Source organism: Rhodococcus sp. NPDC056516, assembly GCF_042794655.1.
Classification (GTDB): domain Bacteria; phylum Actinomycetota; class Actinomycetes; order Mycobacteriales; family Mycobacteriaceae; genus Rhodococcus_F.
On record NZ_JBHTTG010000002.1, the window covers coordinates 104,086 to 127,677 of the forward strand.

25 protein-coding genes and 1 pseudogene are annotated in these 23,592 nt (G+C 62.6%); 17 read left to right on the forward strand and 9 right to left on the reverse strand.

Features of this window, described 5'->3' with window-relative positions; all coding sequences use genetic code 11:
• The first annotated feature begins 58 nt into the window (after positions 1 to 58).
• From ACFQ6Y_RS05650 to ACFQ6Y_RS05675, 6 genes are all read left to right on the forward strand, one after another.
• Positions 59 to 1,069, forward strand: a complete 1,011-nt coding sequence (locus tag ACFQ6Y_RS05650; RefSeq protein WP_378544066.1) for a helix-turn-helix transcriptional regulator — start codon at positions 59 to 61, stop codon at positions 1,067 to 1,069.
• Positions 1,069 to 2,046, forward strand: coding sequence for a helix-turn-helix transcriptional regulator (locus ACFQ6Y_RS05655; protein WP_378630029.1), 978 nt, complete (start codon positions 1,069 to 1,071; stop codon positions 2,044 to 2,046). Before ACFQ6Y_RS05650 ends, ACFQ6Y_RS05655 begins: the two co-directional genes overlap by 1 nt.
• Before the next feature lie 134 nt (positions 2,047 to 2,180).
• Entirely contained in the window at positions 2,181 to 2,456 is a 276-nt protein-coding gene (tatA, locus tag ACFQ6Y_RS05660; protein ID WP_003944836.1) for a Sec-independent protein translocase subunit TatA, read from the forward strand.
• 73 nt (positions 2,457 to 2,529) lie between these two features.
• Positions 2,530 to 3,558, forward strand: a complete 1,029-nt coding sequence (tatC, locus tag ACFQ6Y_RS05665) for a twin-arginine translocase subunit TatC (protein ID WP_378532946.1) — start codon at positions 2,530 to 2,532, stop codon at positions 3,556 to 3,558.
• 48 nt (positions 3,559 to 3,606) lie between these two features.
• On the forward strand, positions 3,607 to 6,318 hold the full coding sequence (locus tag ACFQ6Y_RS05670; RefSeq protein ID WP_378630032.1) for a DEAD/DEAH box helicase: 2,712 nt from the start codon (positions 3,607 to 3,609) through the stop codon (positions 6,316 to 6,318).
• Between the two features lie 52 nt (positions 6,319 to 6,370).
• Positions 6,371 to 7,186 carry a DUF4333 domain-containing protein gene (locus tag ACFQ6Y_RS05675; RefSeq protein WP_378630035.1) on the forward strand — a complete coding sequence of 272 codons (816 nt, stop codon included), beginning with the start codon at positions 6,371 to 6,373 and terminating at the stop codon, positions 7,184 to 7,186.
• A gap of 4 nt (positions 7,187 to 7,190) precedes the next feature.
• Here ACFQ6Y_RS05675 and ACFQ6Y_RS05680 read toward each other — a convergent pair whose 3' ends face one another.
• Complete coding sequence (locus ACFQ6Y_RS05680) at positions 7,191 to 8,156, reverse strand: 5'-3' exonuclease H3TH domain-containing protein (RefSeq protein ID WP_378630037.1); 966 nt, start codon at positions 8,154 to 8,156, stop codon at positions 7,191 to 7,193.
• Between the two features lie 37 nt (positions 8,157 to 8,193).
• Here ACFQ6Y_RS05680 and ACFQ6Y_RS05685 point away from each other — a divergent pair, with 37 nt between their 5' ends.
• Entirely contained in the window at positions 8,194 to 9,330 is a 1,137-nt protein-coding gene (locus tag ACFQ6Y_RS05685) for a M24 family metallopeptidase (protein ID WP_378630041.1), read from the forward strand.
• Here the strand turns inward: ACFQ6Y_RS05685 and ACFQ6Y_RS05690 are convergent, their stop codons facing one another.
• Positions 9,331 to 9,756, reverse strand: coding sequence for a PPOX class F420-dependent oxidoreductase (locus ACFQ6Y_RS05690; RefSeq protein WP_030536346.1), 426 nt, complete (start codon positions 9,754 to 9,756; stop codon positions 9,331 to 9,333).
• 30 nt (positions 9,757 to 9,786) lie between these two features.
• Here ACFQ6Y_RS05690 and ACFQ6Y_RS05695 point away from each other — a divergent pair, with 30 nt between their 5' ends.
• From ACFQ6Y_RS05695 to ACFQ6Y_RS05730, 8 genes are all read left to right on the forward strand, one after another.
• Positions 9,787 to 10,548 (forward strand): SDR family NAD(P)-dependent oxidoreductase, encoded by a 762-nt coding sequence (locus tag ACFQ6Y_RS05695; RefSeq protein WP_378630043.1) that lies wholly within the window; start codon positions 9,787 to 9,789, stop codon positions 10,546 to 10,548.
• Positions 10,545 to 11,828 (forward strand): precorrin-6y C5,15-methyltransferase (decarboxylating) subunit CbiE, encoded by a 1,284-nt coding sequence (gene cbiE / locus ACFQ6Y_RS05700; RefSeq protein ID WP_378630044.1) that lies wholly within the window; start codon positions 10,545 to 10,547, stop codon positions 11,826 to 11,828. Before ACFQ6Y_RS05695 ends, cbiE begins: the two co-directional genes overlap by 4 nt.
• Complete coding sequence (cobM, locus tag ACFQ6Y_RS05705; protein WP_378446043.1) at positions 11,825 to 12,574, forward strand: precorrin-4 C(11)-methyltransferase; 750 nt, start codon at positions 11,825 to 11,827, stop codon at positions 12,572 to 12,574. The genes cbiE and cobM overlap by 4 nt, the downstream gene beginning before the upstream one ends.
• A complete protein-coding gene (locus tag ACFQ6Y_RS05710; RefSeq protein WP_378631313.1) occupies positions 12,571 to 13,344 on the forward strand; it encodes a cobalt-precorrin-6A reductase in 774 nt (257 codons plus the stop codon). The genes cobM and ACFQ6Y_RS05710 overlap by 4 nt, the downstream gene beginning before the upstream one ends.
• A 166-nt stretch (positions 13,345 to 13,510) precedes the next feature.
• Positions 13,511 to 14,410 (forward strand): HAMP domain-containing protein, encoded by a 900-nt coding sequence (locus ACFQ6Y_RS05715; protein ID WP_225320034.1) that lies wholly within the window; start codon positions 13,511 to 13,513, stop codon positions 14,408 to 14,410.
• A 159-nt stretch (positions 14,411 to 14,569) separates the two neighbouring features.
• Complete coding sequence (locus ACFQ6Y_RS05720) at positions 14,570 to 15,211, forward strand: ScbR family autoregulator-binding transcription factor (protein ID WP_378630046.1); 642 nt, start codon at positions 14,570 to 14,572, stop codon at positions 15,209 to 15,211.
• A 10-nt stretch (positions 15,212 to 15,221) separates the two neighbouring features.
• Positions 15,222 to 15,581, forward strand: coding sequence for a VOC family protein (locus tag ACFQ6Y_RS05725; RefSeq protein WP_378630048.1), 360 nt, complete (start codon positions 15,222 to 15,224; stop codon positions 15,579 to 15,581).
• Positions 15,581 to 16,096 carry a DUF1990 family protein gene (locus tag ACFQ6Y_RS05730; RefSeq protein ID WP_378631315.1) on the forward strand — a complete coding sequence of 172 codons (516 nt, stop codon included), beginning with the start codon at positions 15,581 to 15,583 and terminating at the stop codon, positions 16,094 to 16,096. Before ACFQ6Y_RS05725 ends, ACFQ6Y_RS05730 begins: the two co-directional genes overlap by 1 nt.
• A 13-nt stretch (positions 16,097 to 16,109) precedes the next feature.
• Here ACFQ6Y_RS05730 and ccsB read toward each other — a convergent pair whose 3' ends face one another.
• The gene (gene ccsB / locus ACFQ6Y_RS05735; RefSeq protein ID WP_378630050.1) at positions 16,110 to 17,069 is read right to left on the reverse strand and encodes a c-type cytochrome biogenesis protein CcsB; all 960 of its coding nucleotides are present in this window, start codon (positions 17,067 to 17,069) and stop codon (positions 16,110 to 16,112) included.
• A 274-nt stretch (positions 17,070 to 17,343) separates the two neighbouring features.
• Between ccsB and ACFQ6Y_RS05740 the strand changes: the two genes are divergently transcribed.
• Together ACFQ6Y_RS05740 and ACFQ6Y_RS05745 are read left to right on the forward strand one after the other, a co-directional pair.
• On the forward strand, positions 17,344 to 18,117 hold the full coding sequence (locus ACFQ6Y_RS05740) for an alpha/beta hydrolase (protein ID WP_378630051.1): 774 nt from the start codon (positions 17,344 to 17,346) through the stop codon (positions 18,115 to 18,117).
• Positions 18,118 to 18,441: 324 nt separating this feature from the next.
• Positions 18,442 to 19,269, forward strand: a complete 828-nt coding sequence (locus tag ACFQ6Y_RS05745; RefSeq protein WP_378630052.1) for a DUF4352 domain-containing protein — start codon at positions 18,442 to 18,444, stop codon at positions 19,267 to 19,269.
• Positions 19,270 to 19,772: 503 nt separating this feature from the next.
• Here ACFQ6Y_RS05745 and ACFQ6Y_RS05750 read toward each other — a convergent pair.
• From ACFQ6Y_RS05750 to ACFQ6Y_RS05775, 6 genes and pseudogenes are all read right to left on the reverse strand, one after another.
• Positions 19,773 to 20,377 (reverse strand): annotated as a pseudogene (locus ACFQ6Y_RS05750) (dihydrofolate reductase family protein).
• 76 nt (positions 20,378 to 20,453) lie between these two features.
• A complete protein-coding gene (locus ACFQ6Y_RS05755; RefSeq protein ID WP_378532974.1) occupies positions 20,454 to 20,693 on the reverse strand; it encodes a PLDc N-terminal domain-containing protein in 240 nt (79 codons plus the stop codon).
• Between the two features lie 113 nt (positions 20,694 to 20,806).
• The gene (locus ACFQ6Y_RS05760) at positions 20,807 to 21,094 is read right to left on the reverse strand and encodes a hypothetical protein (protein ID WP_378630053.1); all 288 of its coding nucleotides are present in this window, start codon (positions 21,092 to 21,094) and stop codon (positions 20,807 to 20,809) included.
• Positions 21,091 to 21,450, reverse strand: a complete 360-nt coding sequence (locus tag ACFQ6Y_RS05765) for an HNH endonuclease (protein WP_378630058.1) — start codon at positions 21,448 to 21,450, stop codon at positions 21,091 to 21,093. Before ACFQ6Y_RS05765 ends, ACFQ6Y_RS05760 begins: the two co-directional genes overlap by 4 nt.
• A 26-nt stretch (positions 21,451 to 21,476) precedes the next feature.
• Positions 21,477 to 22,964: a precorrin-3B C(17)-methyltransferase gene (gene cobJ / locus ACFQ6Y_RS05770; RefSeq protein WP_378630062.1), complete on the reverse strand. Its 1,488-nt coding sequence runs from the start codon at positions 22,962 to 22,964 to the stop codon at positions 21,477 to 21,479.
• On the reverse strand, positions 22,961 to 23,587 hold the full coding sequence (locus ACFQ6Y_RS05775) for a precorrin-8X methylmutase (protein ID WP_007729839.1): 627 nt from the start codon (positions 23,585 to 23,587) through the stop codon (positions 22,961 to 22,963). The genes cobJ and ACFQ6Y_RS05775 overlap by 4 nt, the downstream gene beginning before the upstream one ends.
• Between the last annotated feature and the right edge of the window lie 5 nt (positions 23,588 to 23,592).

Sequence of the window (23,592 nt, forward strand, 5' to 3'; positions counted from 1 at the left end):
CCGGGCACGAAAGTGTCCGGCGCGCGTTCGGTTATCGGATAGCCACTAGGATTTCGGCGTGGCGACATCAAAAATCGAGCGGTTGATGAACCTGGTGATCGCATTGCTGTCCACCAGACAGTTCCTCACGGCGGAGAAAATCCGCGACAGTGTGGCCGGGTACAACGATTCCGCGAACTACGAAGCGTTCAGTCGCATGTTCGAGCGCGACAAGAACGAACTTCGTGACCTGGGTGTCCCTTTGGAAACCGGTCTGGCAGGACGGTTCTCGACGGTCGAGGGGTACCGGATCAATCGCAATGCCTACGAGCTTCCGGACGTGGACCTCACCAGCGAGGAATCTGCTGCCGTCGCCGTCGCTGTGCAGTTGTGGGAATCTCCGGAACTTATTTCGGCAGCCCAGAGTGCGCTGCTCAAACTCCGAGCAGCCGGCGTGCAGGTCGACGCAGAAGTCAGTGCCGCACCGGTTACTGCGATTCCCGCACGCACCCGCGGCTCGGAGCCCGCTCTCGGAAAGCTGCTTGCAGCGGTCGACGCCGGCCGAGCAGTTCATTTTCAGCACCGTGGTGCATTGAACGAACCGTTCACCGAACGCACCGTCGAACCGTGGGGCGTCGTCACGCACAACGGCAAGTGGTACCTGGTCGGGCACGACGTCGACCGTGATGCGGTGAGAACCTTCCGGCTCTCCCGGATCGGTGACGACGTCAGGGAGTTCGGGCCCGCCGGATCGGTCCACAAACCCGAGGGTGTCGATCTTCGCGAGGTCGTCGACCGGGTGACCGGGTCGGGCGTGGTGACCGGGACCGCTACGGTGTGGGTCGCAGACGGTCGCGCACACGAGCTTCGCCGGCTTGCGACGGCGTCGTCCGATCGGCGGTTGACCGATCGCGACGGCAGCGTGCTGTCCATCCCCGTCCGATCCTGGGAGTGGACCGCTCGGTTGATCGCCGGACACGGGGTGGATGCACTGGTGTTGGACCCACCGGATTTGCGTGCGGAAGTCGTCGCGAAGCTACGCGCCGCGGCGAGCCCGATCACCGGCAACGACGGACAGGGGGAGAACTGATGAGCAATCGACTGTCATCTCGGTTGGCGCGGCTGCTCAACCTCGTGCCGTACTTCATCGCGAATCCGGGCATCAGTCCCGCCGAGGCTGCCGAAGAACTCGGTGTCAGCACCACTCAACTGATGACCGACCTCAATCAGCTGTGGGTCTGTGGACTGCCCGGCTACGGTCCGGGCGATCTCATCGACCTGTCTTTCTCCGAGGAAAGCATCGAGGTCACGTTCTCGGCCGGAATCGATCGCCCGTTGCGCCTGACCTCAACGGAAGCGACTGCATTGCTGATCGCGCTTCGATCATTGGTGGAAATGCCGGGCATGGTCGATCCGTCTTCGGCCCAGCGCGCTATCGCGAAGATCGAGGACGCAGCAGGCTCGGCCGCGGCGCGAGCCGTCGGCCAGGATCGCAGTACTTCGCCGGCTCCGGATATTGCCGAAGACCCGATCGCCGCGACGGTCAGAGCCGCGCTCGCCGACAAGACCGCCCTTCGATTGACGTATTACTCGGCCTCGCGCGACGCGGTTTCGGAGCGCATCGTCGATCCCGTTCGTATCGTGTTGGTCGACAACTACAGCTACCTCCAGGCCTGGTGTCGCCAAGCCGAGGGTGTGCGGTTGTTCAGATTCGATCGGATCGACGCAGCAGTCCAACTCGACGAACCTGCCGATCCTCCGCCACAAGCCCTCGAGGAGGATTCGAATCTCGAGTTGTTCAGCGGCGACGGTTCCCTTCCGGAAGCACGGTTGTTCATCACCAAAGAATGGGTGTGGATGCTCGACTACTACCCGATGGACGTCGTGCACGTGGACGACGACGGGTCGGTCGAGGCGACGATGAGTTTCGGAACTCTCGAATGGATGGCAAGGCTGGTCCTCGGGTTCGGTGAGGGTGTTCGGGTCCTGCATCCGCCGGAATTGGTCTCCGAAGTCCACGATCGGGCCGTTGCGGCACTTGACGCGTACGACGTAATCGGTTCGTAAAACTTCGGGAAACTTCACCCTCAGTGAGTTCGCAGGAAACAAACAGGTAAAAGGTAGCTGAAGTAAGTGCTTTGACACCTCCGAGCGCCGGTTGTGTCCGGTAGCATCGAGGAATCTGATCATGGGAGGTCGTTATGGGTGCAATGCAGCCGATGCATTGGCTGATTGTCGCTGTTGTCGTCGTAATTCTGTTCGGGTCGAAGAAGCTTCCCGATGCAGCACGCGGTTTGGGTCGTTCCCTCCGCATCTTCAAGAGCGAAGTCAAGGAAATGCAGAACGACGATGCGGCGCCCGCAAGCGCGCCGGTCGCACAGCCTGCTCCGGCACAGTTGCCGACGGCCAACACCGCGGTGGTCGCAAACGGTGCAGCAGCACCTGTTGCGCAGCCGACCGAAGTCAAGCCGCTCTAGTACACACTGCGTTCTAGCCGGGGTGAAATATTCGTTCACCCCGGTTGTCTGCTGACCAAGACCAGGATGCACAGTGCGTATTCCGTTAGACCCGCGTAACCGCAAGCGGAAGGTCAATCCAGACGGCACCATGTCGTTGGTCGACCACCTGTACGAATTGCGGACTCGTTTGTTGTTCGCATTCCTCGGCGTGATCATCACCACGGCGTTCGGCTTCTTCTGGTACTCACACTCGATACTCGGTCTCGAGAGCCTGGGCGATCTGCTTCGCGGACCGTATTGCGAGCTTCCGTCCGAGAGTCGCGCCAACCTCAGCACCGACGACGCGTGCCGATTGCTGGCGACCGGGCCGTTCGAGCAGTTCATGCTGCGATTCAAAGTGGCGCTCACCGCCGGTATCGTCCTTGCCTGCCCGGTGTGGCTGTACCAACTGTGGGCATTCATCACCCCGGGCCTCTACGCAAAGGAACGTCGATACGCGGTCGGATTCGTCACCGCCGGTGCTGCATTGTTCATCCTCGGCGCGATCCTGGCGTACCTCGTCGTGGCAAAGGCTTTGCACTTCCTCCTGACCATCGGCGACAACGTCCAGATCACCGCGCTCAGTGGTTCGGAGTACTTCGGCTTCATCATCAATCTGCTGCTGATCTTCGGTGTCAGCTTCGAGATTCCGTTGCTCGTGGTCGTACTGAACTTTGCCGGCATTCTGACGTACGAGCGTTTGAAGGCCTGGCGTCGAGGATTGATCTTCGGGCTGTTCGTTTTTGCCGCAGTTGCCACCCCGGGTTCGGATCCGTTCTCGATGCTGGCGCTCGCATTGGCCCTGACGCTTCTCTTCGAGGTCGCGGTCCAGATCGCTCGCCTCAACGACAAACGTAAGGCCAAGCGATCCGGTGAAGACTGGGGCGCAATCTCCGACGAGGAAGCTTCCTCCATCTCGGCTCCGTCCGATCTGAACGAGGCTTTCGACAATCCGACCAAACCCAAGGCCGAATCGAGTGGATTGTTCGGACGTAAGTCCAAGCCCAAGGCTCCGGCCGCGAAGAAATCCGACACCGCCGGCGACAACGCACCAGGTCAGGATTTCACTGACACGCTCTGAGCGCCGTGCCACCACGTCGGCGGCGTGTGAAACCCTGACGAGGTGGTTATGAACAAGAGTGAACTGAGCACGTTTGCGTCCAGCCTGAAGTTCGAACTCGATCCATTCCAGGTGAAGGCATGCGTTGCGCTCGAAGCGGGCCACGGTGTCCTTGTCTGCGCACCAACCGGCGCAGGCAAGACCGTGGTCGGTGAGTTCGCTGTCCATCTGGCTCTCGCGGCCGGCCGCAAGTGTTTCTACACGACGCCGATCAAGGCATTGAGCAATCAGAAGTACGCAGAGCTCGTCGAGCGCTACGGCGCGAGCGAGGTCGGCCTGCTGACGGGCGATTCGAGCATCAACTCCGACGCACCGGTGGTCGTCATGACCACCGAAGTCCTGCGGAACATGCTCTACGCCAACTCCGAGGCACTGCGCGGGCTTTCGCACGTCGTCATGGACGAAGTGCACTACCTGGCCGACCGGTTCCGTGGGGCGGTGTGGGAGGAAGTGATCCTGCATCTGTCCGAGGATGTTCGCCTGGTGAGCTTGTCGGCGACCGTGAGCAACGCCGAAGAGTTCGGCGCCTGGATGGAAACCGTCCGCGGCGACACCAGCGTGGTCGTGGACGAGACGCGGCCGATCCCGCTGTGGCAGCACATCATGGTCGGTCGACGGATCTTCGATCTCTTCGACAGTCGTAGTCATCCCGCCGCTGGGCCGAAGACTGTACTCGTCGACCAGGATCTGGTTCGCCACGTCAAGCAGCGTCAGGCGCTCGAACGCGTCGAGAGCTGGCAGCCGCGTGGCCGCGGACGGCGTGGCAGCTACCAGAGTTCCAACGATTTCCGGCCCTTGCCGCGACCTGAGGTCATCGCTCAACTCGATCAGTCCGGACTGCTCCCGGCGATCACCTTCATCTTCAGCCGCGCCGGTTGTGATGCGGCACTTGCACAGTGCCTGCGGTCCAGACTCGATCTCACTTCGCCGGAGCAGGTTCGCGAGATCGACACCATCATCGAGAAGCACACCGGGGAACTACCCGAAGAAGATCTCGAAGTCCTCGGATATCGGGACTGGTGCAAGGCACTGCGACGCGGACTGGCCTCCCACCACGCGGGCATGCTGCCGGCATTCCGCCAGACAGTCGAGGAACTGTTCGTCAAGGGTCTCGTGCGAGCGGTCTTCGCGACCGAGACGTTGGCCCTCGGTATCAACATGCCGGCACGCACCGTGGTGCTCGAAAGACTGGTCAAGTACAACGGCGAGACGCATGCCGAACTGACGCCGGGGGAGTACACGCAGCTGACCGGTCGGGCCGGCCGTCGCGGCATCGACGTCGAAGGACACGCTGTTGTGTTGTGGCAGCCCGGGGTCGAGCCGACGGATGTCGCCGGCTTGGCGTCGACACGGACGTTCCCGCTCCGCAGTTCGTTCCGCCCCTCGTACAACATGTCGATCAACCTCGTCGAGCGCATGGGAGCGGCCGATTCACGCAAGCTGCTCGAGCGTTCCTTCGCACAGTTCCAAGCGGACCGCTCGGTGGTCGGCCTGGTGCGTGGCATCGAACGGAACGAAGAAGCACTGAAGGGTTTGCAGGAGAAACTCGGTGGTGCAGACGGCGAGTACTTCGAATACGCGTCGTTGCGTGAGCGGCTCAGTGCGCGCGAGCGGGCGCTCGAACGTAAGGGCCGCGAGGATCGCCGCGAAGATGCGGTGGAGTCCCTCCGTGCACTCACCCGCGGTGACGTGATCGCGATTCCCATCGGTCGTCATTCCGGAGTGGCCGTGGTCCTCGTTCCGGACAACGATCCGAAAGACCCCCGTCCGCTGGTTCTGACTGCCGATCAGTGGGCCGGCCGACTCTCCTCGAGCGATTTCCCGGAAGCAGCCGAGGCTTTGGGAAAGATGCGCCTACCCAAGCATGTCGATCACCACACCGCCCGGATTCGGCGCGATCTGGCCTCGGCGTTGCGTAGCACCGGAATCAGCGCCCCTCGGCGGAAGAAGCGTCACAAGGCGGGTGCGTCCGAAGACGCCGAGGTCGCTACTTTGCGACGCGCTATTCGCTCGCATCCGTGCCACAGCTGGCCCGATCGTGAACATCTGAGCCGGATCGGTGAGCGCTACAACCGATTGGCCCGGGAAACGCAGTCGATGAGGGAAAAGGCTGCGGCCACCACAAACTCGTTGGCGCGGACGTTCGACCGAATCATCGCGCTACTCAAAGAGCGTGAGTACATGACTGCCGAAGCAGCGCCCGAAGTCACCGAATCCGGACGACGACTCAGTCGCATCTATTCGGAAAGCGACCTTCTGGTGGCCGAGTGCCTGCGGACCGGTGCGTGGACAGGTCTCAGCCCGGCCGAACTGGCGGCAGTCGTGTCCTCGGTGGTCTACGAATCACGTCGAGACGGCGACACGGTCGATCGGGTGCCGACAGCGGCACTTCGTCACGCGCTCAACGACACTCAACGACTGTGGAGCGAATTGCGGTCCGACGAAATTCGCCACAAGCTGCCGCCGACGCGCGAACCCGATCTCGGATTCGTCACTGCCGTTTACCACTGGGCTAGTGAAAATTCGCTGGTCGACGCTCTGATCGCAGCCGGAGTGCAAGGCCGCGCGCTGTCTGCGGGTGATTTTGTCCGGTGGTGTCGTCAGGTGATCGACCTCCTCGATCAGGTCCGCCTGACATCGACGGACGCCGACGTGGCGAAGACCGCGGCGCGGGCGGTAGCTGCGATTCGTCGCGGGGTAGTTGCTGTCGACGCAGCATGACCACAACTATGTGGTTTGATTCGCAGACTGGTATTTCGAGTGGGAGGCGAACATGAGCGGGCCTTACGGACCGAACGATCCGAATCGGCAATGGGGTCCTGGTGATCAGCAGCAGCCGAACGAGCAGCAGTGGGGGCAGAATCCCCAGCAGCCGGGCGGTCAGCAGCAGCCTGGTCAGCAGCCCGGCCAGCAACAGCCGTGGGGTCAGCCGCAACAACAGCCCGGTCAGCAACAGCCTTGGGGCCAGCCTGCCTACGGTCAGCCTGGGCAGCCGGGTGGTCAGCCTGCGTACGGCCAGCCCCAGCAACCAGGCCAGGCGCAGCCTGGTCAGCAACAGCCTTGGGGCCAGCCTCAGCAACAACCTCCGGCTCAGCCGTGGGGTCAGCCCGGGCAACAGCAGGCACCGGATGCAACCCAGGCGTGGGGTCAGCCTCCTGCTGCCGCGCCTCAGCAGGCGTGGGGCGCCGCGACTCCCGGCCAAGCACCGGGACAACAGAACCAGTGGAACCAGGCTCAGCCGTTCCCGAGTCCCGGTGCGCCCGGAAACCAGGCGGGTACGTCGAAGAAGCCCCTGATCTTCGGTGCGATCGGTGTTCTCGTTGTTCTGGCGGCTGTCGTGGTTGCCCTGGTGTTCGGTGTATTCGGCAAGAACACACTCGATCAGAGCGCGGCTCAGGCCGGCGTCGAGAAGATCGTCACCGAGTCCTACGGGGCAAAGAACGTGAGCAATGTTCAGTGCCCCGCGGACCAGGAAGTCAAGTCAGGCAACAAGTTCACCTGCACGCTCTCGATCGCGGGCGTGAAGTCGAACGTGACCGTGACGTTTGTCGACGACAACGGCACGTACGAGGTCAGCCGCCCGAGCTGACGCTCTACTGGTCGGAACGGCCTGCCGCCGCAGCCTTCAGCGCGGCGGCAAGCCGGCCGGCCGAGCGTTCGATGTTCAGTGAAGCGGCCACTTCCTCGAAGCGTGCGGGATCGACGGGGGTCGCCGGGAGTCGGTCGTCCTTCGAGAACTGAACGTCCGCGTCGCGAACTACTCGTACCACCGGCAACGCAGCGTCGAGGTATGCCATTGCCTCAGGTGAGGTGAGTTTCGCGCGAATTCCCTTGGCCATATCCGATTCGGGGTCAGCCGCGGCCGCACGAAGTCCGGCCAACGAGCCGTAGCGCAGCATCAGCGTCGACGCAGTCTTCTCACCGACACCCTTGATGCCGGGTAGACCGTCGGAGGCGTCTCCGCGCAGTACCGCGAGTTCGGCGTAAGCCTCGCCCGCACGGTCTCCGGGTACCCCGTACTTCTCGGCGACCTCGACCGGTCCGAACAGTTCCGCCTTGGACAAACCGCGGCCGACGTAGAGAACACGAACGGGCACGTACTCGTCGGTGACGACCTGCAGAAGGTCGCGGTCACCACTGACGACGACGGTGAGATCTTCGCGCTCGGTGGCGGCAAGCGTTCCCAGTACGTCGTCGGCTTCGAGTCCGACCGCACCCGCCGTCGCGATACCCGCTGCAGCGAGCACGTCCATGATCATGTCGACCTGAGGCGTCAACGTGTCCGGAACTTCTTCGGACGCACCGTCAGAGCCTTCCTCGACGCGATGCGCTTTGTACGTCGGGACTGCATCGACGCGGAACTGCGGTCGCCAGTCCAAATCCAGGCACACGGCGAGACGACTCGGCTGGTGTTTGGTGATCAGGGAAGCAACCATGTCGGTGAATCCGCGCACCGCGTTGACAGGTCTGCCGTCGGGGTCGACGAATGACTCGGGCAGCGCGTAGAACGCACGAAACCACAGGCTGGCACCGTCGAGGAGAAGCAATGGCCCACTCATGGTCACCATCCTGCCAGTCGGCACTAACCTGTAAGCCATGACGTCTCCAGCCGAACAGGATTCCCGATTCTCCAGCGCCGTGTACGGCGCACGTATCGCTCGTGCCGCCGAGTTGGCTCGATCAGCAGGTCTCGACGGTCTGGTGGTGACTCCCGGTCCGGATCTGCGGTACCTGACGGGTTCTCGGGCTGACTCGTTCGAGCGCTTGACCGCGTTGATCATCGCCGCGGACACGGCGAAGGCGTCCGTTGTGCTTCCTCGCTTGGAGTTGGCGTCGCTGAAGGAATCGGCGGTGGGCGATCTCGGGTTGACCGTCCTCGACTGGGTCGACGGTGTCGATCCGTATGCGATTGTGGCGTCGCAACTTCCGGCCGGCGCCAAGGTTGCGGTGACGGATGCGATGCCCGCGCTGCATCTGATCCCGCTCGCAGACACGTTGGGTGCGTTGCCGATCCTCGCCACCGGAGTGTTGCGTGAATTGCGGATGGTCAAGGACGACGCCGAGATCGAGGCGTTGCGACGGGCTGGCGCGGCGATCGATCGTGTTCACGCTCGCATGGCCGAGTTCTTGATCGTCGGCCGCACGGAAGCCGAAGTGGGTGAGGCGATTTCAGCCGCGATTCTCGAAGAGGGGCACACCGAGGCCGCGTTTGTGATCGTCGGATCGGGCCCGCACGGTGCCGATCCGCACCACGAGGTTTCGGACCGGGTGATCGAGAGCGGTGACGTCGTGGTGATCGACATCGGTGGACCGGTCGAGCCTGGATACAACTCGGACTCCACCCGCACGTACAGCATGGGGCAGCCGTCCGCCGAAGTAGCAGCACAGTTCGCAGTACTCGAAGCGGCGCAGCAGGCTGCGGTCGACTCGGTGCGGCCAGGAGTATCCGCAGAATCCGTGGACGTTGCCGCCCGCGAAGTGCTTGCCGCACAAGGGCTTGCAGAGGTCTTCGTTCACCGCACCGGTCACGGTATCGGACTGTCCGTACACGAGGAGCCGTACATCGTCGAGGGCAACACCATCGAACTCGTCGAAGGTATGGCGTTCAGCATCGAACCGGGAATCTACTTCCGCGGCAATTGGGGCGCCCGTATCGAGGACATCGTCGTCGTGACCGCCGACGGTTGCGAGTCGTTCAACAACCGTCCGCACGGCCTGACGGTCCTCGACTGATCAGCTTTCCTTGAACGCCGCGGACCCGAGTATGCGTGTGACGTCGATTTCGATGACCACACGCGCGGGGTTGACCCGTGGCTGGCGGTACCGCTCGGCGTAACGCCGAACGGCGTCAGCCACGGAGTCCGCGTCGGTGAGCACGCGTGCAGGCCCCTCGAGCGTGAGCCAGCGCCCACCGTCGACCGAACTGACGGCGGCGTATCCACCCCGGGCGGCGTTGATCGCCTTCTGCGAACCACCGCTGGTGATCACGCGCGCCTTTCCGGCTTCCTGATCCCAGGTGAATCCGACGGCTACGACGTGCGGGGTGCCGTTCGGACGCAACGTCGTGAGTGTCGCGAGGTGGTATTCGCCGACGAACTTCAGCCCGTCTTCGGTGAGAGTCTGCTGTGACGATGGCGTGGTGGAGGGGGTGAGCGTCATGCCACGACGGTAATCCAGGACACTGGAGCGGTGACTGCGGGTGCGAACGCGAATGATATCGAGACAGTGCTGCTACTCGGTGGACGAAGTGAGATCGGCCTCGAGATCGCGGTGAGGCTCGCGCCGGGCCGCAACATCGTTCTGGCTGCCAGACGCAGCGGAGAGCTGTCGGAGCAGGAGCAGATGCTCAAAAACGCCGGCGCTGTCGACGTCTCGACCGTCGAGTTCGACGCCGACGCCGTGGAGACTCACGGAGACCTCCTCGGCGCCGTGGTCGCCGAGCACGGCCGGATTTCGGTTGCCGTGCTGGCTTTCGGAATTCTCGGCGATCAAGCGCGTGCCGAATCCGACGCGGCGCACGCGGTAGCTGTGGTGCACACCGACTACGTGGCTCAGATCAGCATCCTTACTCACCTCGCGGAGATCATGCGCCGACAGGGAACCGGAAAGATCGTGGTGTTCTCGTCCGTCGCCGGCGTTCGGGTTCGCCGCGCCAACTACGTCTACGGGAGCGCAAAGGCCGGCTTGGACGGGTTTGCCAGCGGCCTCGGCGACGCACTGCACGGTTCGGGTGTTCAATTGATGCTGGTACGGCCGGGATTTGTCATCGGCAAGATGACCGAGGGAATGTCGCCTGCCCCGATGTCGAGCACCCCGTCGCAGGTCGCCGACGCCGTCGTACGGGGACTGAACTCCGGGGCGACGCGTGTGTGGGTACCGCGAATTCTGCAGCCGGTGTTCTTCGTCATGCGGCTTCTGCCTCAGACGATCTGGCGCCGGATGCCGCGATGACCACACACCCGGTGGTGATCGTCGGTATCGGTGCCGACGGCTGGGAAGGGCTGTCCGAGAGCGCAAAGGGCGCGGTTCTGGGCGCGGAGGTCCTGATGGGATCACCGCGCCAGTTGGACTTGGTTCCGACTACGCATCTCGGGGCACGGCGAGCGCACACCAGACTGACCTGGCCGTCTCCGATGATTCCGGCCTTGCCGTCGATGTTCGCCGAGAGCGCCGATCGCAGAGTGTGTGTACTTGCGAGCGGTGACCCGATGTTCCACGGTCTCGGGGTGACTTTGGTGCGGCTGCTCGGCGCGGACAATGTGCGAGTGATCTCCCACCCGTCGTCGGTGGCATTGGCGAGCGCGCGAATGGGATGGGCATCGGCCGAGATCGACGTCGTGAGCCTGGTCAACCGAGACTCGGCGACCGTGTTGGCTGCCGTGACCGACGGCGCCCGCCTGCTGGTTCTGAGCAACGGGCGCTCGACTCCGGGGGAGGTGGCGAGGTTGTTGTCCGGCGCGGGGTTCGGTCGATCGATCGTGACCGTGCTGGCCCAGCTCGGTGGAGCCGGGGAATCGCGGACCGTCACCGTCGCAGACGAGTGGGATCACGCGGACGAGGACGTGGACGCGTTGAACGTTCTCGCCGTCGAGTGCATCTCGGCGGATCTTCCGATACGGCTGACTCGAATCCCGGGGCTACCGGATGCTGCGTTTGTCGGCGACGGTCAGATGACCAAGCAGGAGATCCGCGCATTGACGTTGTGTGCACTCGCTCCGGCGCCGGGAGAACACCTCTGGGACGTCGGCGGAGGGTCGGGAACCGTCGCCATCGAGTGGATGAGAACCCACCCGCGTTGCACTGCAACAGCATTCGAGAAGGTGGCGAGCCGGGTATCGCAGATCGGTGCCAATGCACTCAATCTCGGTGTGCCTGCGTTGGCAGTGAAAGGGACCGCGCCCGAGGCGTTTGCGGAAGAGGTTCGGCGTCCCGATGCGGTGTTCGTCGGCGGCGGCGTCACGCAACCGGGAATGCTCGAAGCGTGCTGGGAGCAGTTGAGCGTGGGCGGGCGTCTGGTTGCCAACGCCGTGACTGCCGAGTCCGAGTCGTTGCTGCTCGGCTGGATGAGTCGCCACGGTGGGACGCTGCGACGCTTTCAGGTGCAGCGCGCCGAGCCTTTGGGGGCATTCAACGTTTGGCGACCGCAACTTCCGGTGGTCCAATGGTCCGTCACAAAAAGTCAGCCGTCTGCAGGCGCAGACACAGATACGCCGGAGGAATCCACACAATGACCGTTCATTTCATCGGTGCGGGTCCCGGTGCGGCAGATCTGATCACCGTCCGCGCGCAACGCATCATCGCTGCGAGCCCGGTGTGCTTGTACGCCGGCAGCCTTGTTCCAGCGGAGTTGCTCGAGTGGTGCCCGGTCGGAGCGCAGGTCGTGGACACCGCTCGCCTGAGCCTGGACGAGATCACCGCGATCCTTGTCGAAGCGCATTCGGCCGGGCTGGACGTCGCGCGTCTGCATTCCGGTGATCCGTCGATCTTCAGTGCAGTGGCCGAGCAGGCTCGTCGCCTGGACGCAGCGGGTGTCGATTTCGACATGATTCCCGGTGTTCCTGCATTTACCGCGGCAGCGGCTGCACTGGGGCGTGAGCTGACCGTCCCAGGCGTCTCGCAGACCATTGTTCTCACTCGAGTCTCCACCTTGTCGACGGCAATGCCGGAGGGCGAGGATCTGCGGTCCCTGGGCCGCAGCGGCGCAACGATGGTGGTTCACCTCGGCGCTCATCGCATCGAACAGATCGCATCCGAGTTGGCCGACAATTACGGCGAGGACTGCCCGGTGGCGGTCGTCGCCTTCGCCTCGCGGCCCGAGGAGATCGTTGTTCGAGGCACTTTGAAGACGATCGTCGAACTTGTTCATGCAGCCGGCATCACGAAGACGGCCGTTGTGATCGTCGGCCGAGTGTTGACTGCTGAAGGATTCCCGGACAGTTACCTCTACTCGGCAGCGCGTGAGAGAAGCACACACTGACCCCGACGGGTACTCGTCGTCGCGTACTCCTGCTCGGCGGCACGGGTGAAGGTCGAGTGATCGCTTCTCGGTTGGCCGGTTCAGCCGACCTCGAAGTTGTCACATCGCTGGCCGGCCGGGTTCGTGATCCTCGATGGCCGGAGGGGGAAGTGCGTATCGGCGGGTTCGGGGGAGCCGACGGGCTCTCGGAGTGGCTGTCGGCCAATGATATTCGTGCAGTGCTGGACGCCACGCATCCGTTTGCCGCTCGCATCACCAAGAATGCATTCGACGCGTGCCGCGCGAATTCCGTTCCGTACGCCATGTACCGACGCCCGCCGTGGCGCGAGCAACCCGGCGACACTTGGCTTCCCGTACGCGGTCTCGATCATGCCGCAGAATTGGTGCCGACGGTCGGCTCACGCGCTTTTCTGACGATCGGGAGGCAAGGAGTTTCGGCGTTCGGCCGTGTGAAGGACGTCTCGTTTCTCGTGCGTTCCATCGATCCGCCTTCAGGGACAGTGCCACCTCATTCGCAATTGCTGCTCGCACGTGGCCCATTCGACGTCGAAGCGGAAGTCGATCTGATGAGAACTCACGGCATCGACGTCGTCATCACCAAGAACAGTGGCGGCGAGCAGACGTACGCAAAGATCGCCGCAGCCAGGCAGTTGTCGATCCCGGTTATCGTCGTCGAACGACCACCGATTCCGGCGACCGCTCCCGCATTCGACAGCGAAGCCGGGGCGGTGGACTGGCTCACGGCTTTCGGTAGTGGAACGGCACTGTGAAGCCGACATCGCGTTCGCTTCAGGTTCGTCTAAGGTTCCGTGACCATACTGGAGGGATGTTGGGATCTTTCGACGCCGCACTGCGGGACCGCGCATGAGAGTGTCGGTTCCCGGAATGAGCCGTCGAAAACCATCGGGAATTCACGTCCGGACGCTCCATGCGCGCGTGAAATTGCTGACTGCAGGCCTGGTGGCGATCGCGGTGATCGTGTCGGCGTCGGCGGTGTACATCGTGTTCAACGCGTATTTGCAAGGCAACGTCGATCGACAACTCGAGCGCACGAGTGACGCGATCACCGACACCGTCAATTTCGGCGGTGTCACACCGGTTCTGGGATTGACGGCCGGCGCGGATACAGCGGTCATCCAGGCGGTGGGGCTTCTCACTGCCGACGGCGCCTTGGTGACGGCGACTCCCGGTCTGCCGCCGTTCAGCACCAGCGCAGACGCCATCAGGTCGATCGCCGACGGCAATTCGTCGCAGACAATCGCAACCGTCGATGCGTATCGAATTCTTGTCGAGCCCTCGGTTGCGGGCCAGACTTTGGTTGTCGCGCAATCCCTGGGGCCGACGCGTTCGGTTCTCAAGCGACTCGCAGTGGTGTTGGCGGCACTCGGGGCGGCCGGGATCGCACTCGCTTATGCGGCCGGAGATGCTGTGGCACGCACAGGATTACGGCCGATTGCGCGACTCACTGCGGCAACGCGGCGAGTTGCCGAAACGGATGATCTTGCGCCGATCCCGGTGACCGGTGACGACGAATTGGCGTCGTTGACAGTCAGTTTCAATCGGATGCTCGGGACGTTGTCGGAATCGCGGGCACGCCAGAGAAGTCTGATCACCGAAGCGGGCCAGGACCTTCTGGCTCCGTTGACTGCGCTGCGCACCAATATCGAGTTGTTGATGTCCTTCGATACCAAGTCCGGCGCGATTTCCGAAGCAGATGCAACGCAGTTGCGCGAAGAAATCACCGACCAGATGATGGAGTTGACGCTCCTCGTCGGAGAGTTGGTGGACCGTGCGCGGGTTGACGAAAGCACGTTGGGGAGAGGAGATTCCCTCTAAATCGGACGTCTGACCAGCGACTTTGTTGCATTCGTAATTGAAGCAATGGAAGAAGCGCTGGTAATGTGGGGCAATTGTGAAGTTTTTGGGTATAGCTGGAGTGTGGCGCGAACCGTGGGGTTTGCTGGGCGGGGGCCTTTGGAGGACGAGAGGGATTCAGTGGTCAAGCAAGCACGCGCCGAGCTGACTCGGCAGCAAATCGTTGCCGGCGCGGCCGCGCAGTTCGAGAAGACTGGTTACGGCAGCACCAGCATGGCCGACATAGTCTCGGGGGCCGGTACTACCAAGGGCGCGTTGTACTTCCATTTCGCGTCGAAGGACGAGCTCGCGCAATTCATCATTGCCGAACAGCATCGGCTCTCGATCGAGTCGGTGCAGGCGATTTCCGCGACGGGCAAGGACCCGTTGGAACAGATGATCATGCTGACGCACGAAATGGCACGCCAGATCGTTGATGAGCCGATCGTTCGCGCGGGCATTCGCCTCACGCTGGAACTGAGCACGTACGAGGGGCCGGTGGAACCGTACGCCGAATGGATCTCGGCAATCACCGCTCTCACCGCCAGAGCTCAGGCGGAAGGTGAAATCCGAAAATCGGTCAGCGCAGAATCGTTCGGCAGGTTCATGCCCTCGGCATTCACCGGGGTACAGCTGGTTTCGAACGTTCTCACCCGACGCTCGGATCTTCCGGATCGTGTCGACGAGATGTGGCAGATCCTGCTTCCGGGAATCGTCAGCGACGAACTTTCCGGTGACATCGAGCGCCTCGTCAAGTCGCGGTGGACTCCGGCGGCGGCGTAGCCTGCGGGATATGGCCGTCAGGCGGATAGTTTCGGATCTGTCGAGTAGTTCGCTCGAGGCCGCGCAGCGCTTCTACACCGAAGTGCTGGGCCTCGAAGTCGTCATGGATCACGGGTGGATCGTGACGTTGGCTTCGCCGACGGATCCGTCCTTGCAGATCAGCGTCATGACGCACGACGCTCATGCACCCGTCGTGCCGGACGTCTCCGTTGAGGTGGATGATCTCGATGCGGCGTACGAGGCCGCGGTGCAGCGCGGCGACACCATCGTCTATCCCGTCACCGAGGAGCCGTGGGGTGTACGCAGGTTCTTCGCTGCCGACCCCGACGGTCACGTGATCAACATCCTCAGCCATCGACGCGAGCAATGATGGCGTCCGGCCCGGGCGGGCTGACGTACCTCGAGGTGGGCGCAACGTCAGGCGTACTCCCCGCCGGCTATCACCACGTTCACGAGAGCGCGACGGTCGGATCCGGACGTGAGGATTTCGAGGTTGCCGCTCGTACAGTCGCGAATTGGGGAATGCACCGCGGAGCTGGTTTGACCGTCCGGGCGGCAGCCCCGACCGCGGCGGCGGGTCAGGATGCGACTTTCGGACTCGGTCCGGTGTCGATCCCAGTTCGAATCGTCTACGTCGTCGACGAACCCAATCGCAAGGGATTCGCGTACGGAACCCGCGCCGGCCACCCCGAATGCGGCGAAGAACTGTTTGTCGTCCAGTTCGACGAGGCCAGCCAAGCGGTTCGTATCGAGATCGTTGCGTTCTCCAAGCCCGGAACGTGGTGGGTGCGTCTCGGCGCTCCGATCGGACGTCGAGTACAGGCGTTTGTCACGCGCCGCTACATCCGTACAGTCCGCGAGAGCGTCGACCGATCGCGGGTCTGACCCGTTGTCGGTGTCAATTCAATCCAGCGTACGAATGTAACCCCGACACGACGTAGTTGATTGCAAACATGTTGAAAAGCATCGTTGCGAGCGCAGCAACATTTATCCATGCCGCACGCATGTTCTTGAACCCGGCCGTAGCACGCGCATGGAGGTACGCGGCATAGAGAACCCAGGAGATGAACGAGACCGTCTCCTTGGGGTCCCAGCCCCAGAAACGTCCCCACGCGGCTTCCGCCCAGATTGCCCCGCAGATTACCCCGATGCTGAACAGCGGGAACCCGACGATCGTTGTTCGGTAGGCCACGCGGTCAAGCAATTCGGATGACGGCAGCCTGGCCGCAATCCAACGCAACGCGGGATTCTTTGACTGCGGACCTACCTCGGCAATCATGAAAAGTGCGCTGACCGCACTTGCGAACGTAAGGATGCCGGAGGCGGCGACGATGATCGTGACGTGTACGCCGATCCAGTACGAACGAAGAGCGGGTACGACCGGCGCTGCCTCGGCATACATGCCTGCGGCGGCGACAAACAGAAGCACCACGGTGGGTGACAGAACGAAGATGGTCAATGAACGAATCTGGTACCGCCCCAGAATAACCAGCCAGCACGCCACCAATGCCGCGCTGAGGAAAAGCGCGTACTCGTAGAGGTTTCCGAGAGGCCATCGGTGTGTCGAGATGCCGCGAAGTGCGAGCGCGGTGACGTTGAGGACCAGGGCGACGACGGTGAGCGATACGGCAGCGCGACCCGCGCGATGGGCGCGAGTTCGATTCGGCGGCATAGCAATCCGGCCGGGCACCGCCGGATTTGATGCACTTCCCACACGTGCGAGTGCCGGTCGCACTGTGGCCGAGAGGGGTGCGCTGGAGAAGTCGACGATGGAAAAAACCAGGGCGAGAACGTAAATCGCGAAAGACGACGCGAAGGCATAATCGCTGTACTGCGCAAGAACTGGATCGACCGACATTTAACTCCCCATAACGACCGGTTGGTTGCCATTCGGAATCTACTACACATGATCGTAGAAGTGGTTGAGCCGTCTGTCGGATCGGTGGGCCGGAAAATGATTGGACGGGCTTCGGTTCGGGTTGATAGCTTGTGCGAGACCGTGACAACACGCCAGGAGGTGAGACCCATGAACGCAGTAACCATGTGGGTGCTCCCAATCCTGTTCACGGATCGGCGATTGACGTAGGTGTCGCCGGGAGCGCCTCGAGTAGGCAATCCCGAAAGGTAACACCATGCAATCCAATTCTCAGACCATCGAATTCACTTCCGAGACAACGTCGAACGGTGTCGTCGAACGCCACTTCGTTCTGGACGACATCACCGGTGTCCTATGGTCACCCGCATCTGAATCCGTCGGATCACCTCTACTGCTGTCCGGGCACTCCGGCGGCATGCACAAGAAGGCGCCGGGACTGGTCGCGAGTGCACTCCACAGCGTGAGCTCGCACGGGTTTACGGTCGCCGCGATCGACGCGCCCGGACATGGCGACCGACCGCGGGACACGCAGGACGAACAGTGGGTCGAGGCGATCCACCAGGCACGGGCGGCCCGCGAGCCGATCGCCCCGATCGTCGTCGAGTACAACCGGTCGCTGGCGGAGCGTGCAGTGCCGGAATGGCAGGCGACCATCGACGCTCTGCAAACGCTGCCCGACGTCGACGCCGACGCTCCGATCGGCTTTGGCGGCGTGTCGCTAGGGGTCGTGACCGGGCTGATGTTGGCCCCGGTCGAATCCAGGATCGCTGCCGTGAGCTTCGGGGGAGTTTTTGTGGACGACTCCCTCATCGAAGCGGCACGAAAGCTCACGGTCCCGGTCGAGTACCGGATCCCTTGGGACGACAAGGATTACGACCGCACGTCAGGGGTGGCGTTGTTCGATGCCTTCGGCTCGAAGGAGAAGACTCTGCACGCCTACTCGGGCAGGCACTATCCGGTGCCCGACTACGAGCGCGACAGTTCGGCTCGGTTCTTCGCCCGCCACCTCGGCAGGAGCGCCGTGAGCTGAGTGAGCTGACGTGAACACGTATCGGCGTCCGGCGGTGTCGGACGCCGATATGATGTCGACCAGGTTTCGTTTCTTAGCAAGACCGAAGTAGCGGCGTCAACGTATCCTGCATCGATTTGACCGGAGCTTTTCAGATGATCATTTTTGTGGCGCTCGCGATGGTGGTGATTCCGATCCTTTGCTCGCTAGTAGCCGTCCAGCTTGCCATTTTTGCTGAGGCGTTCGAGGGTACGCGCTAATCGACCTACCGGACCGTCCCTCGTACTGCCCGCTCAGCGTGACCCCGAGCGAGTTCCGACCGTAAGGTCTGGTATCAATTGCTCCATGAAGAAGACAATTCTGGCATTGCTTGGAGTTAGCGCGTTTCTGATCTCGGCATGCGGAAGTTCGGGTGACACGCACGATGAAGCCAAGGCCGAATCGGTGTGTGTATCAGGGATCAAGGATAAAGCTGGCCCCATTGGTGATATCGCGGTCGCCGACATTGTCACCGTCGCCGGTAATGACGGGAGCTTTTCTGTCAATGGAAAGTTGACGGGTTCGCTCGATTCCGGAGCGGCAGTTGCTTACGACGTGAGCTGCGTTGCGAAAGTAGACGGGAAGTCGCTTGTCTCCAGCGAAGTTTCGTACGTGTCTTCAACCAGTCCCGAAGCTAGCGGTGCTGCCACGACCTCGGCGAAACCTAAATCGGCAACACCAGCACTACCGACGATCGGACAGCCGGTGACCAGTGGCGGCGCGATTATCACGATCAACAGTGTGGTCGAATCGCAGTCGATTACGGCGCAGCCCGAAAGATCCATCACGCGCGGCGAGTATACCGAGCAGGCCCCAAGGTCTGGTGGGAAGTTTGTGATCGTTGATACGACGGTTCTCAACGATGGGAAGGTCTCGATGGACCTGACATGTTCGTTCCCGATTCAGAACACGCTCATCACTGCGGATAAGCGGCAATATGACCCGATTGACGACCTGTACAAGATTCAGGGTAACCCCGAATGCAACGACGGACTACAGCCCGGGTTCGACAGTCACATGGTCTATGTCTACGAAATCCCCACCGCCGCTGTGCCTGCACAGTTTGGGTTCGCTGACATGGAGACCCAGACCTACAACAATTTGACCTTGATCAACGTCGCGAACGCTGGTTAGTCCTCGCAATGGGGGACACGAAACGGGGCACAAATGGAAATTCCGAGGGCTGGCTCGTTATCAGGTAACAGCAAGAGCTGACGCCTATTTCACCGCAGTAAAACGCAGGATGGCCCTCGACCGGGGGCGCTTACAACTCGAGGTGCAGTGCCTGTGGAATAAGGGGCCAGAGTGTCAATAGCGACAAGTGGTCCTTACTGTCCGCCGGGCGGAACGAATTTGTTCGTGATCCAGTTCGATGCTTTGATCTCGTCGAGGATTGTCCGGAGAACTTCGGTGGCTAATGCTCTTGCTGTGCCGGGTGTTCGGTCAATACCGAACACCGAACAAGGCTGGTGGTAACTCTTCTCGCGTCCGAACTGAGGCGACGACATGTCCCGGGTGGTTGTTGCCATTGGTTGTGGGCTTTGATCGATGGAAGCTACGTGCTGGTCGTGTGGGCGAAGCGCGCCATCGTGCACGAGGACTTTGGCTGTGTCGGCGCACGTCCAGTCGCGCTTCGCCTACCTGGTGGTATTCGAACCGTCCGATACCTGACTCGGGGGCGGTATTTGAGTGGGCCGATATCGCACGGCGACTGCACCCGACTGGAACTCGTGGCGATCGACGAGTTCGAGTTGGATGCGCTCGCGCAGACCGGCGAGCAACGTCGGTCCGTGTCCGGCGAGGACCGGTTGAACAACGAACTCGTACTCGTCGATCAGTCCCAGGTCTGCCAGCGCCAGGGGGAGTGTCACGCCACCAACCCACAGGCCTTCGCCGGGCTGCTCCTTGAGCCGTTGAATCGCTGGCCCCAAGTCGCCTTGCACGAGCTCGGCATTCCAATCGACCCCGCTCAGCGTGTTCGACACGACGTACTTCTTCGCCCGGTCCATGGCATCGGCGAACGGGACCTCCCACTCGTCCATCCAGTCAGGCCATGTGCCCGTTGCCGGCTTCCGCCACGCCGACTCCATCATCTCGTAGGTCACCCGGCCGAAAGCAGAGCGTCGGCTCGTTTCATCTGAGCGGTCCAGTAGCGCATCGACTCCTCGTCGGGTGGGAGCCCGGCGTCGTGATGGCAGCAGCCGTCGAGGGTGACGTTGATCGAGTATCGAAGTGGTCTCATCTCGTTGTTCTCCCTGATACGCGCAGAGTGACAGCACCGGACCGTACTCAGACTACTGCCGCGTCGTCGGTGCAGGTCAGGTTCGGGACCTGGAGTCACGCGGGGGTCGTCCGAACAGCAACCAGACGAGCGCTCCGAGTACGGGTACCGCGATCACCAGCGCGCACCACCAGAATTTGCCGCCCGAACGGTCGAAGTCGGTGCGCACGATCGCCACGAGCGCGCTAATCGTGAGGAAGATCCAGGCAAGAACGAAGACGGTGAAGGTGATGTCCACCCAAAGCGGAATGGTGGGGTTGTGGGTCGTTTCGTTCACTCTTCCAGACCACTTTCGACAACTGTGCCTTGATGTAACAACACTCTCCATCGATTCTCGGCGAACCGCCAGATGGATGATCGCTCGGTAACCCGATGCGCCTGCGCCAGCCGTTACGTCACCAGATGCAGGTCCGGAGCGATTCGGTCCAGCGCAGGTCGGTCGACCTTCCATCCGAGTTCGGCCGCGTCGTTCACTTCGCCGCGGAGTCGCCGGGTCTCGACTACCGATTGCACGTAATCGCGGGTGTATCGCGCACCCGAGGCTCCGATCTCCCGGAACTCCGGGTCGACGACTGCATCGAACTCGTCTCGTGACATGGCTACTCGCGTCCGGTGAAACAGAGGTTCGAACTCCATCAACTCGTCGAGTATCAGGCGCAACTCGTGCGGGACCGTCACGACTGCTCCGAGAACTGCGCCCTCATCTCCATACCTATCTCCGCGTGGCGCAGGAGGAAGGCCTTCTCGTCATAACCCTTGCGCCGCAACCAGAGAGTGACCTCGCTGTTGCATTTGCTCGCATTGCACGAGCTGCAAGCCGGTGCGATGTTGTCGAGTGTGTAGCGCCCACCGCGGGAGATCGCCAGCACGCAGTCACGTTGCGGCGACTCGCCCGGCTCGCCGCAGTACGCGCAGCCACCCCAGGCCGCTTTGAGCGCGGACCACTGCTCGACGGACAGGTCGTGCTCCACCAGATCCATTCGGCGTTTGCGTTTGCGCGCGTATCTGGCTTTCCGGGTCCGGTTGACGGGCATGAGGCCATGCTATCGCTGTGCGATGCTCACTCCGGGTAGCGCCGCGGGGTGAACACCTGACGGCCCGAACCGGTTTCGACGACGGTTGTCATCGACGAACCGACGATGAGCAGCGTCCGCATGTCGATCTCGGAAGGCTCGAGCTCGCCGAGGGTCACGACGCGAACTGATTCCTCGGCACCGGCAACATCGCGGCCGATGACGACGGGAGTCTCGGGGGAGCGGTGCTCGAGCACGAGGTCCTTCATGGCTTGGACCTGCCACGTCCGGGACTTCGACGCCGGGTTGTAGACCGCAAATGCCATGTCTGCGGCTGCGACTGCCGAAATACGGCGCGCGACGACATCCCACGGCTTGAGGCGATCAGACAACGAGAGCACCGCATAGTCGTGCCCGAGGGGAGCGCCGACGCGACTGGCGACAGCGTTTGCCGCCGTCATGCCGGGAAGGATGCGGACCGGGACCCCGCGCCACTGGTCTTCGGCGGCAACTTCGAGAACTGCTGCAGCCATGGCGAATACGCCGGGATCTCCCGACGAGACGACAGCTACACGGGCGCCGTTCTTCGCCAGGTCCAACGCCATCGCGGCGCGTTCCGCTTCGACGCGGTTGTCGCTGGAATGGCGACGCTGGCCCGGCCGCGTCGGCACGCGATCGACGTACGGGCCGTAGCCGACGAGGTCGGTGGCCAACGAAAGCTCATGCGCCACTTCCGGTGTGGTCCAGGCGGTATCGCCCGGCCCGAGTCCGACCACGACCACCTCGCCGCGAGACTCGGTCGCAGGTCGAGGGTTGTTCGACGGGCTCGGAACGATGGCGATCGAGAAGTACGGAACCCCGTCCGGGTCGACGTCGGCAGCAGATTCGACGCGTTGACGTGTGGTGCTCGCACGCTCGACATAATGGGCTTCATCCAAGCGGCCGGAATCCGCGAGCGATTGCAGCACTGGCGGGAACGTGCGTCCGAGCTTGAGGATGGCCGCGGCGTCCGTTTCCGCGAGCCGCCTGGTCAGCTCGGCCTGCGGCAACGTGCCGGGCAGGATCGTCAGGATTTCTTCACCCTCGACCAGCGGCTTTCCGAGTGCAGCAGATGCCGCGCTGACGGCGGTGACACCGGGAATCACCTCGGCGTCGAAGCGATCGGCCAGCCTCTTGTGCATGTGCATGTAGGAGCTGTAAAAGAGCGGATCACCGGCAGCGAGCAATGCGACGGTTCGACCGGCTTCGAGGTGAACTGCCAACCGCTCGGCAGCCGCTTCGTAGAACTCGTCCATCGCGCCCTGATACCCGCCGGGATGATCAACGGTCTCGGTGGTGACGGGGTAGACGAGGTGTTCTTCGATCTGCCCTTCGCGCATGTACGGCGCTGCAACGCCGCGGGAGATGCTTTTGCCGTGCCGCGCAGAGTGGAACGCGACCACGTCTGCCTCGCCGATGACGCGGGCGGCCTTGACAGTGACCAATTCGGGATCACCGGGGCCGATTCCGACACCCCAGAGCTTGCCTGCGCTCATTCGACTTCGCTCGCAATCGCATTGACGACCGCCGCAGTGATCGCGCTTCCGCCGCGTCGGCCGCGGAGCACGAGATGATCGATTCCGCTGGCGTGTTCGATGAGAGCTTCCTTCGACTCGGCAGCGCCGATGAAGCCGACCGGACCTCCGACGATCGCGGCGGGACGGGGCGCTCCGGCTTCGATGAGGTTCAGGAGATGGAACAGTGCGGTGGGTGCGTTTCCGATCGCGACAACAGCGCCCTCGAGCTTGGCTCCCCACAGTTCGAGAGCAGCCGCCGAGCGAGTGTTGTCGATGGTCGACGCCAGCACGGGAACCCGCGGATCGCCGAGGGTGCAGATGACGTCGTTGCCGGCGGGCAGACGCTTGCGCGTGATGCCGGCAGCCACCATCTGGGCGTCGCAGAAAATCGGCGCGCCGTCGCGCAGAGCTGCGCGCGCAGCCGAGACGACACCGGGTGTGAAGGCGACGTCGTCGACTAGATCGACCTGGCCACTTGCATGAATCATGCGCACTACAGCTTGCGAGACATCCGCCGGGAAACGGCTCAGGTCGGCTTCGGCCCGAATGGTGGCAAAGGACTGGCGATAGATTTCCGCGCCGTCACGGATGTACTCGATCATGTGCC

What these genes read in the sequence shown, in the direction of transcription:
- ACFQ6Y_RS05655 (WP_378630029.1), top strand. Translation starts at nt 1,069, where the DNA reads ATGAGCAATCGACTGTCATCTCGGTTGGCGCGGCTGCTCAACCTCGTG.
- tatA (WP_003944836.1), top strand. Translation starts at nt 2,181, where the DNA reads ATGGGTGCAATGCAGCCGATGCATTGGCTGATTGTCGCTGTTGTCGTC.
- ACFQ6Y_RS05670 (WP_378630032.1), top strand. Translation starts at nt 3,607, where the DNA reads ATGAACAAGAGTGAACTGAGCACGTTTGCGTCCAGCCTGAAGTTCGAA.
- ACFQ6Y_RS05675 (WP_378630035.1), top strand. Translation starts at nt 6,371, where the DNA reads ATGAGCGGGCCTTACGGACCGAACGATCCGAATCGGCAATGGGGTCCT.
- ACFQ6Y_RS05680 (WP_378630037.1), bottom strand. Translation starts at nt 8,156, where the DNA reads ATGAGTGGGCCATTGCTTCTCCTCGACGGTGCCAGCCTGTGGTTTCGT.
- ACFQ6Y_RS05685 (WP_378630041.1), top strand. Translation starts at nt 8,194, where the DNA reads ATGACGTCTCCAGCCGAACAGGATTCCCGATTCTCCAGCGCCGTGTAC.
- ACFQ6Y_RS05690 (WP_030536346.1), bottom strand. Translation starts at nt 9,756, where the DNA reads ATGACGCTCACCCCCTCCACCACGCCATCGTCACAGCAGACTCTCACC.
- cbiE (WP_378630044.1), top strand. Translation starts at nt 10,545, where the DNA reads ATGACCACACACCCGGTGGTGATCGTCGGTATCGGTGCCGACGGCTGG.
- cobM (WP_378446043.1), top strand. Translation starts at nt 11,825, where the DNA reads ATGACCGTTCATTTCATCGGTGCGGGTCCCGGTGCGGCAGATCTGATC.
- ACFQ6Y_RS05725 (WP_378630048.1), top strand. Translation starts at nt 15,222, where the DNA reads ATGGCCGTCAGGCGGATAGTTTCGGATCTGTCGAGTAGTTCGCTCGAG.
- ACFQ6Y_RS05730 (WP_378631315.1), top strand. Translation starts at nt 15,581, where the DNA reads ATGGCGTCCGGCCCGGGCGGGCTGACGTACCTCGAGGTGGGCGCAACG.
- ccsB (WP_378630050.1), bottom strand. Translation starts at nt 17,069, where the DNA reads ATGTCGGTCGATCCAGTTCTTGCGCAGTACAGCGATTATGCCTTCGCG.
- ACFQ6Y_RS05740 (WP_378630051.1), top strand. Translation starts at nt 17,344, where the DNA reads ATGCAATCCAATTCTCAGACCATCGAATTCACTTCCGAGACAACGTCG.
- ACFQ6Y_RS05745 (WP_378630052.1), top strand. Translation starts at nt 18,442, where the DNA reads ATGAAGAAGACAATTCTGGCATTGCTTGGAGTTAGCGCGTTTCTGATC.
- ACFQ6Y_RS05765 (WP_378630058.1), bottom strand. Translation starts at nt 21,450, where the DNA reads ATGCCCGTCAACCGGACCCGGAAAGCCAGATACGCGCGCAAACGCAAA.
- cobJ (WP_378630062.1), bottom strand. Translation starts at nt 22,964, where the DNA reads ATGAGCGCAGGCAAGCTCTGGGGTGTCGGAATCGGCCCCGGTGATCCC.
- ACFQ6Y_RS05775 (WP_007729839.1), bottom strand. Translation starts at nt 23,587, where the DNA reads ATGATCGAGTACATCCGTGACGGCGCGGAAATCTATCGCCAGTCCTTT.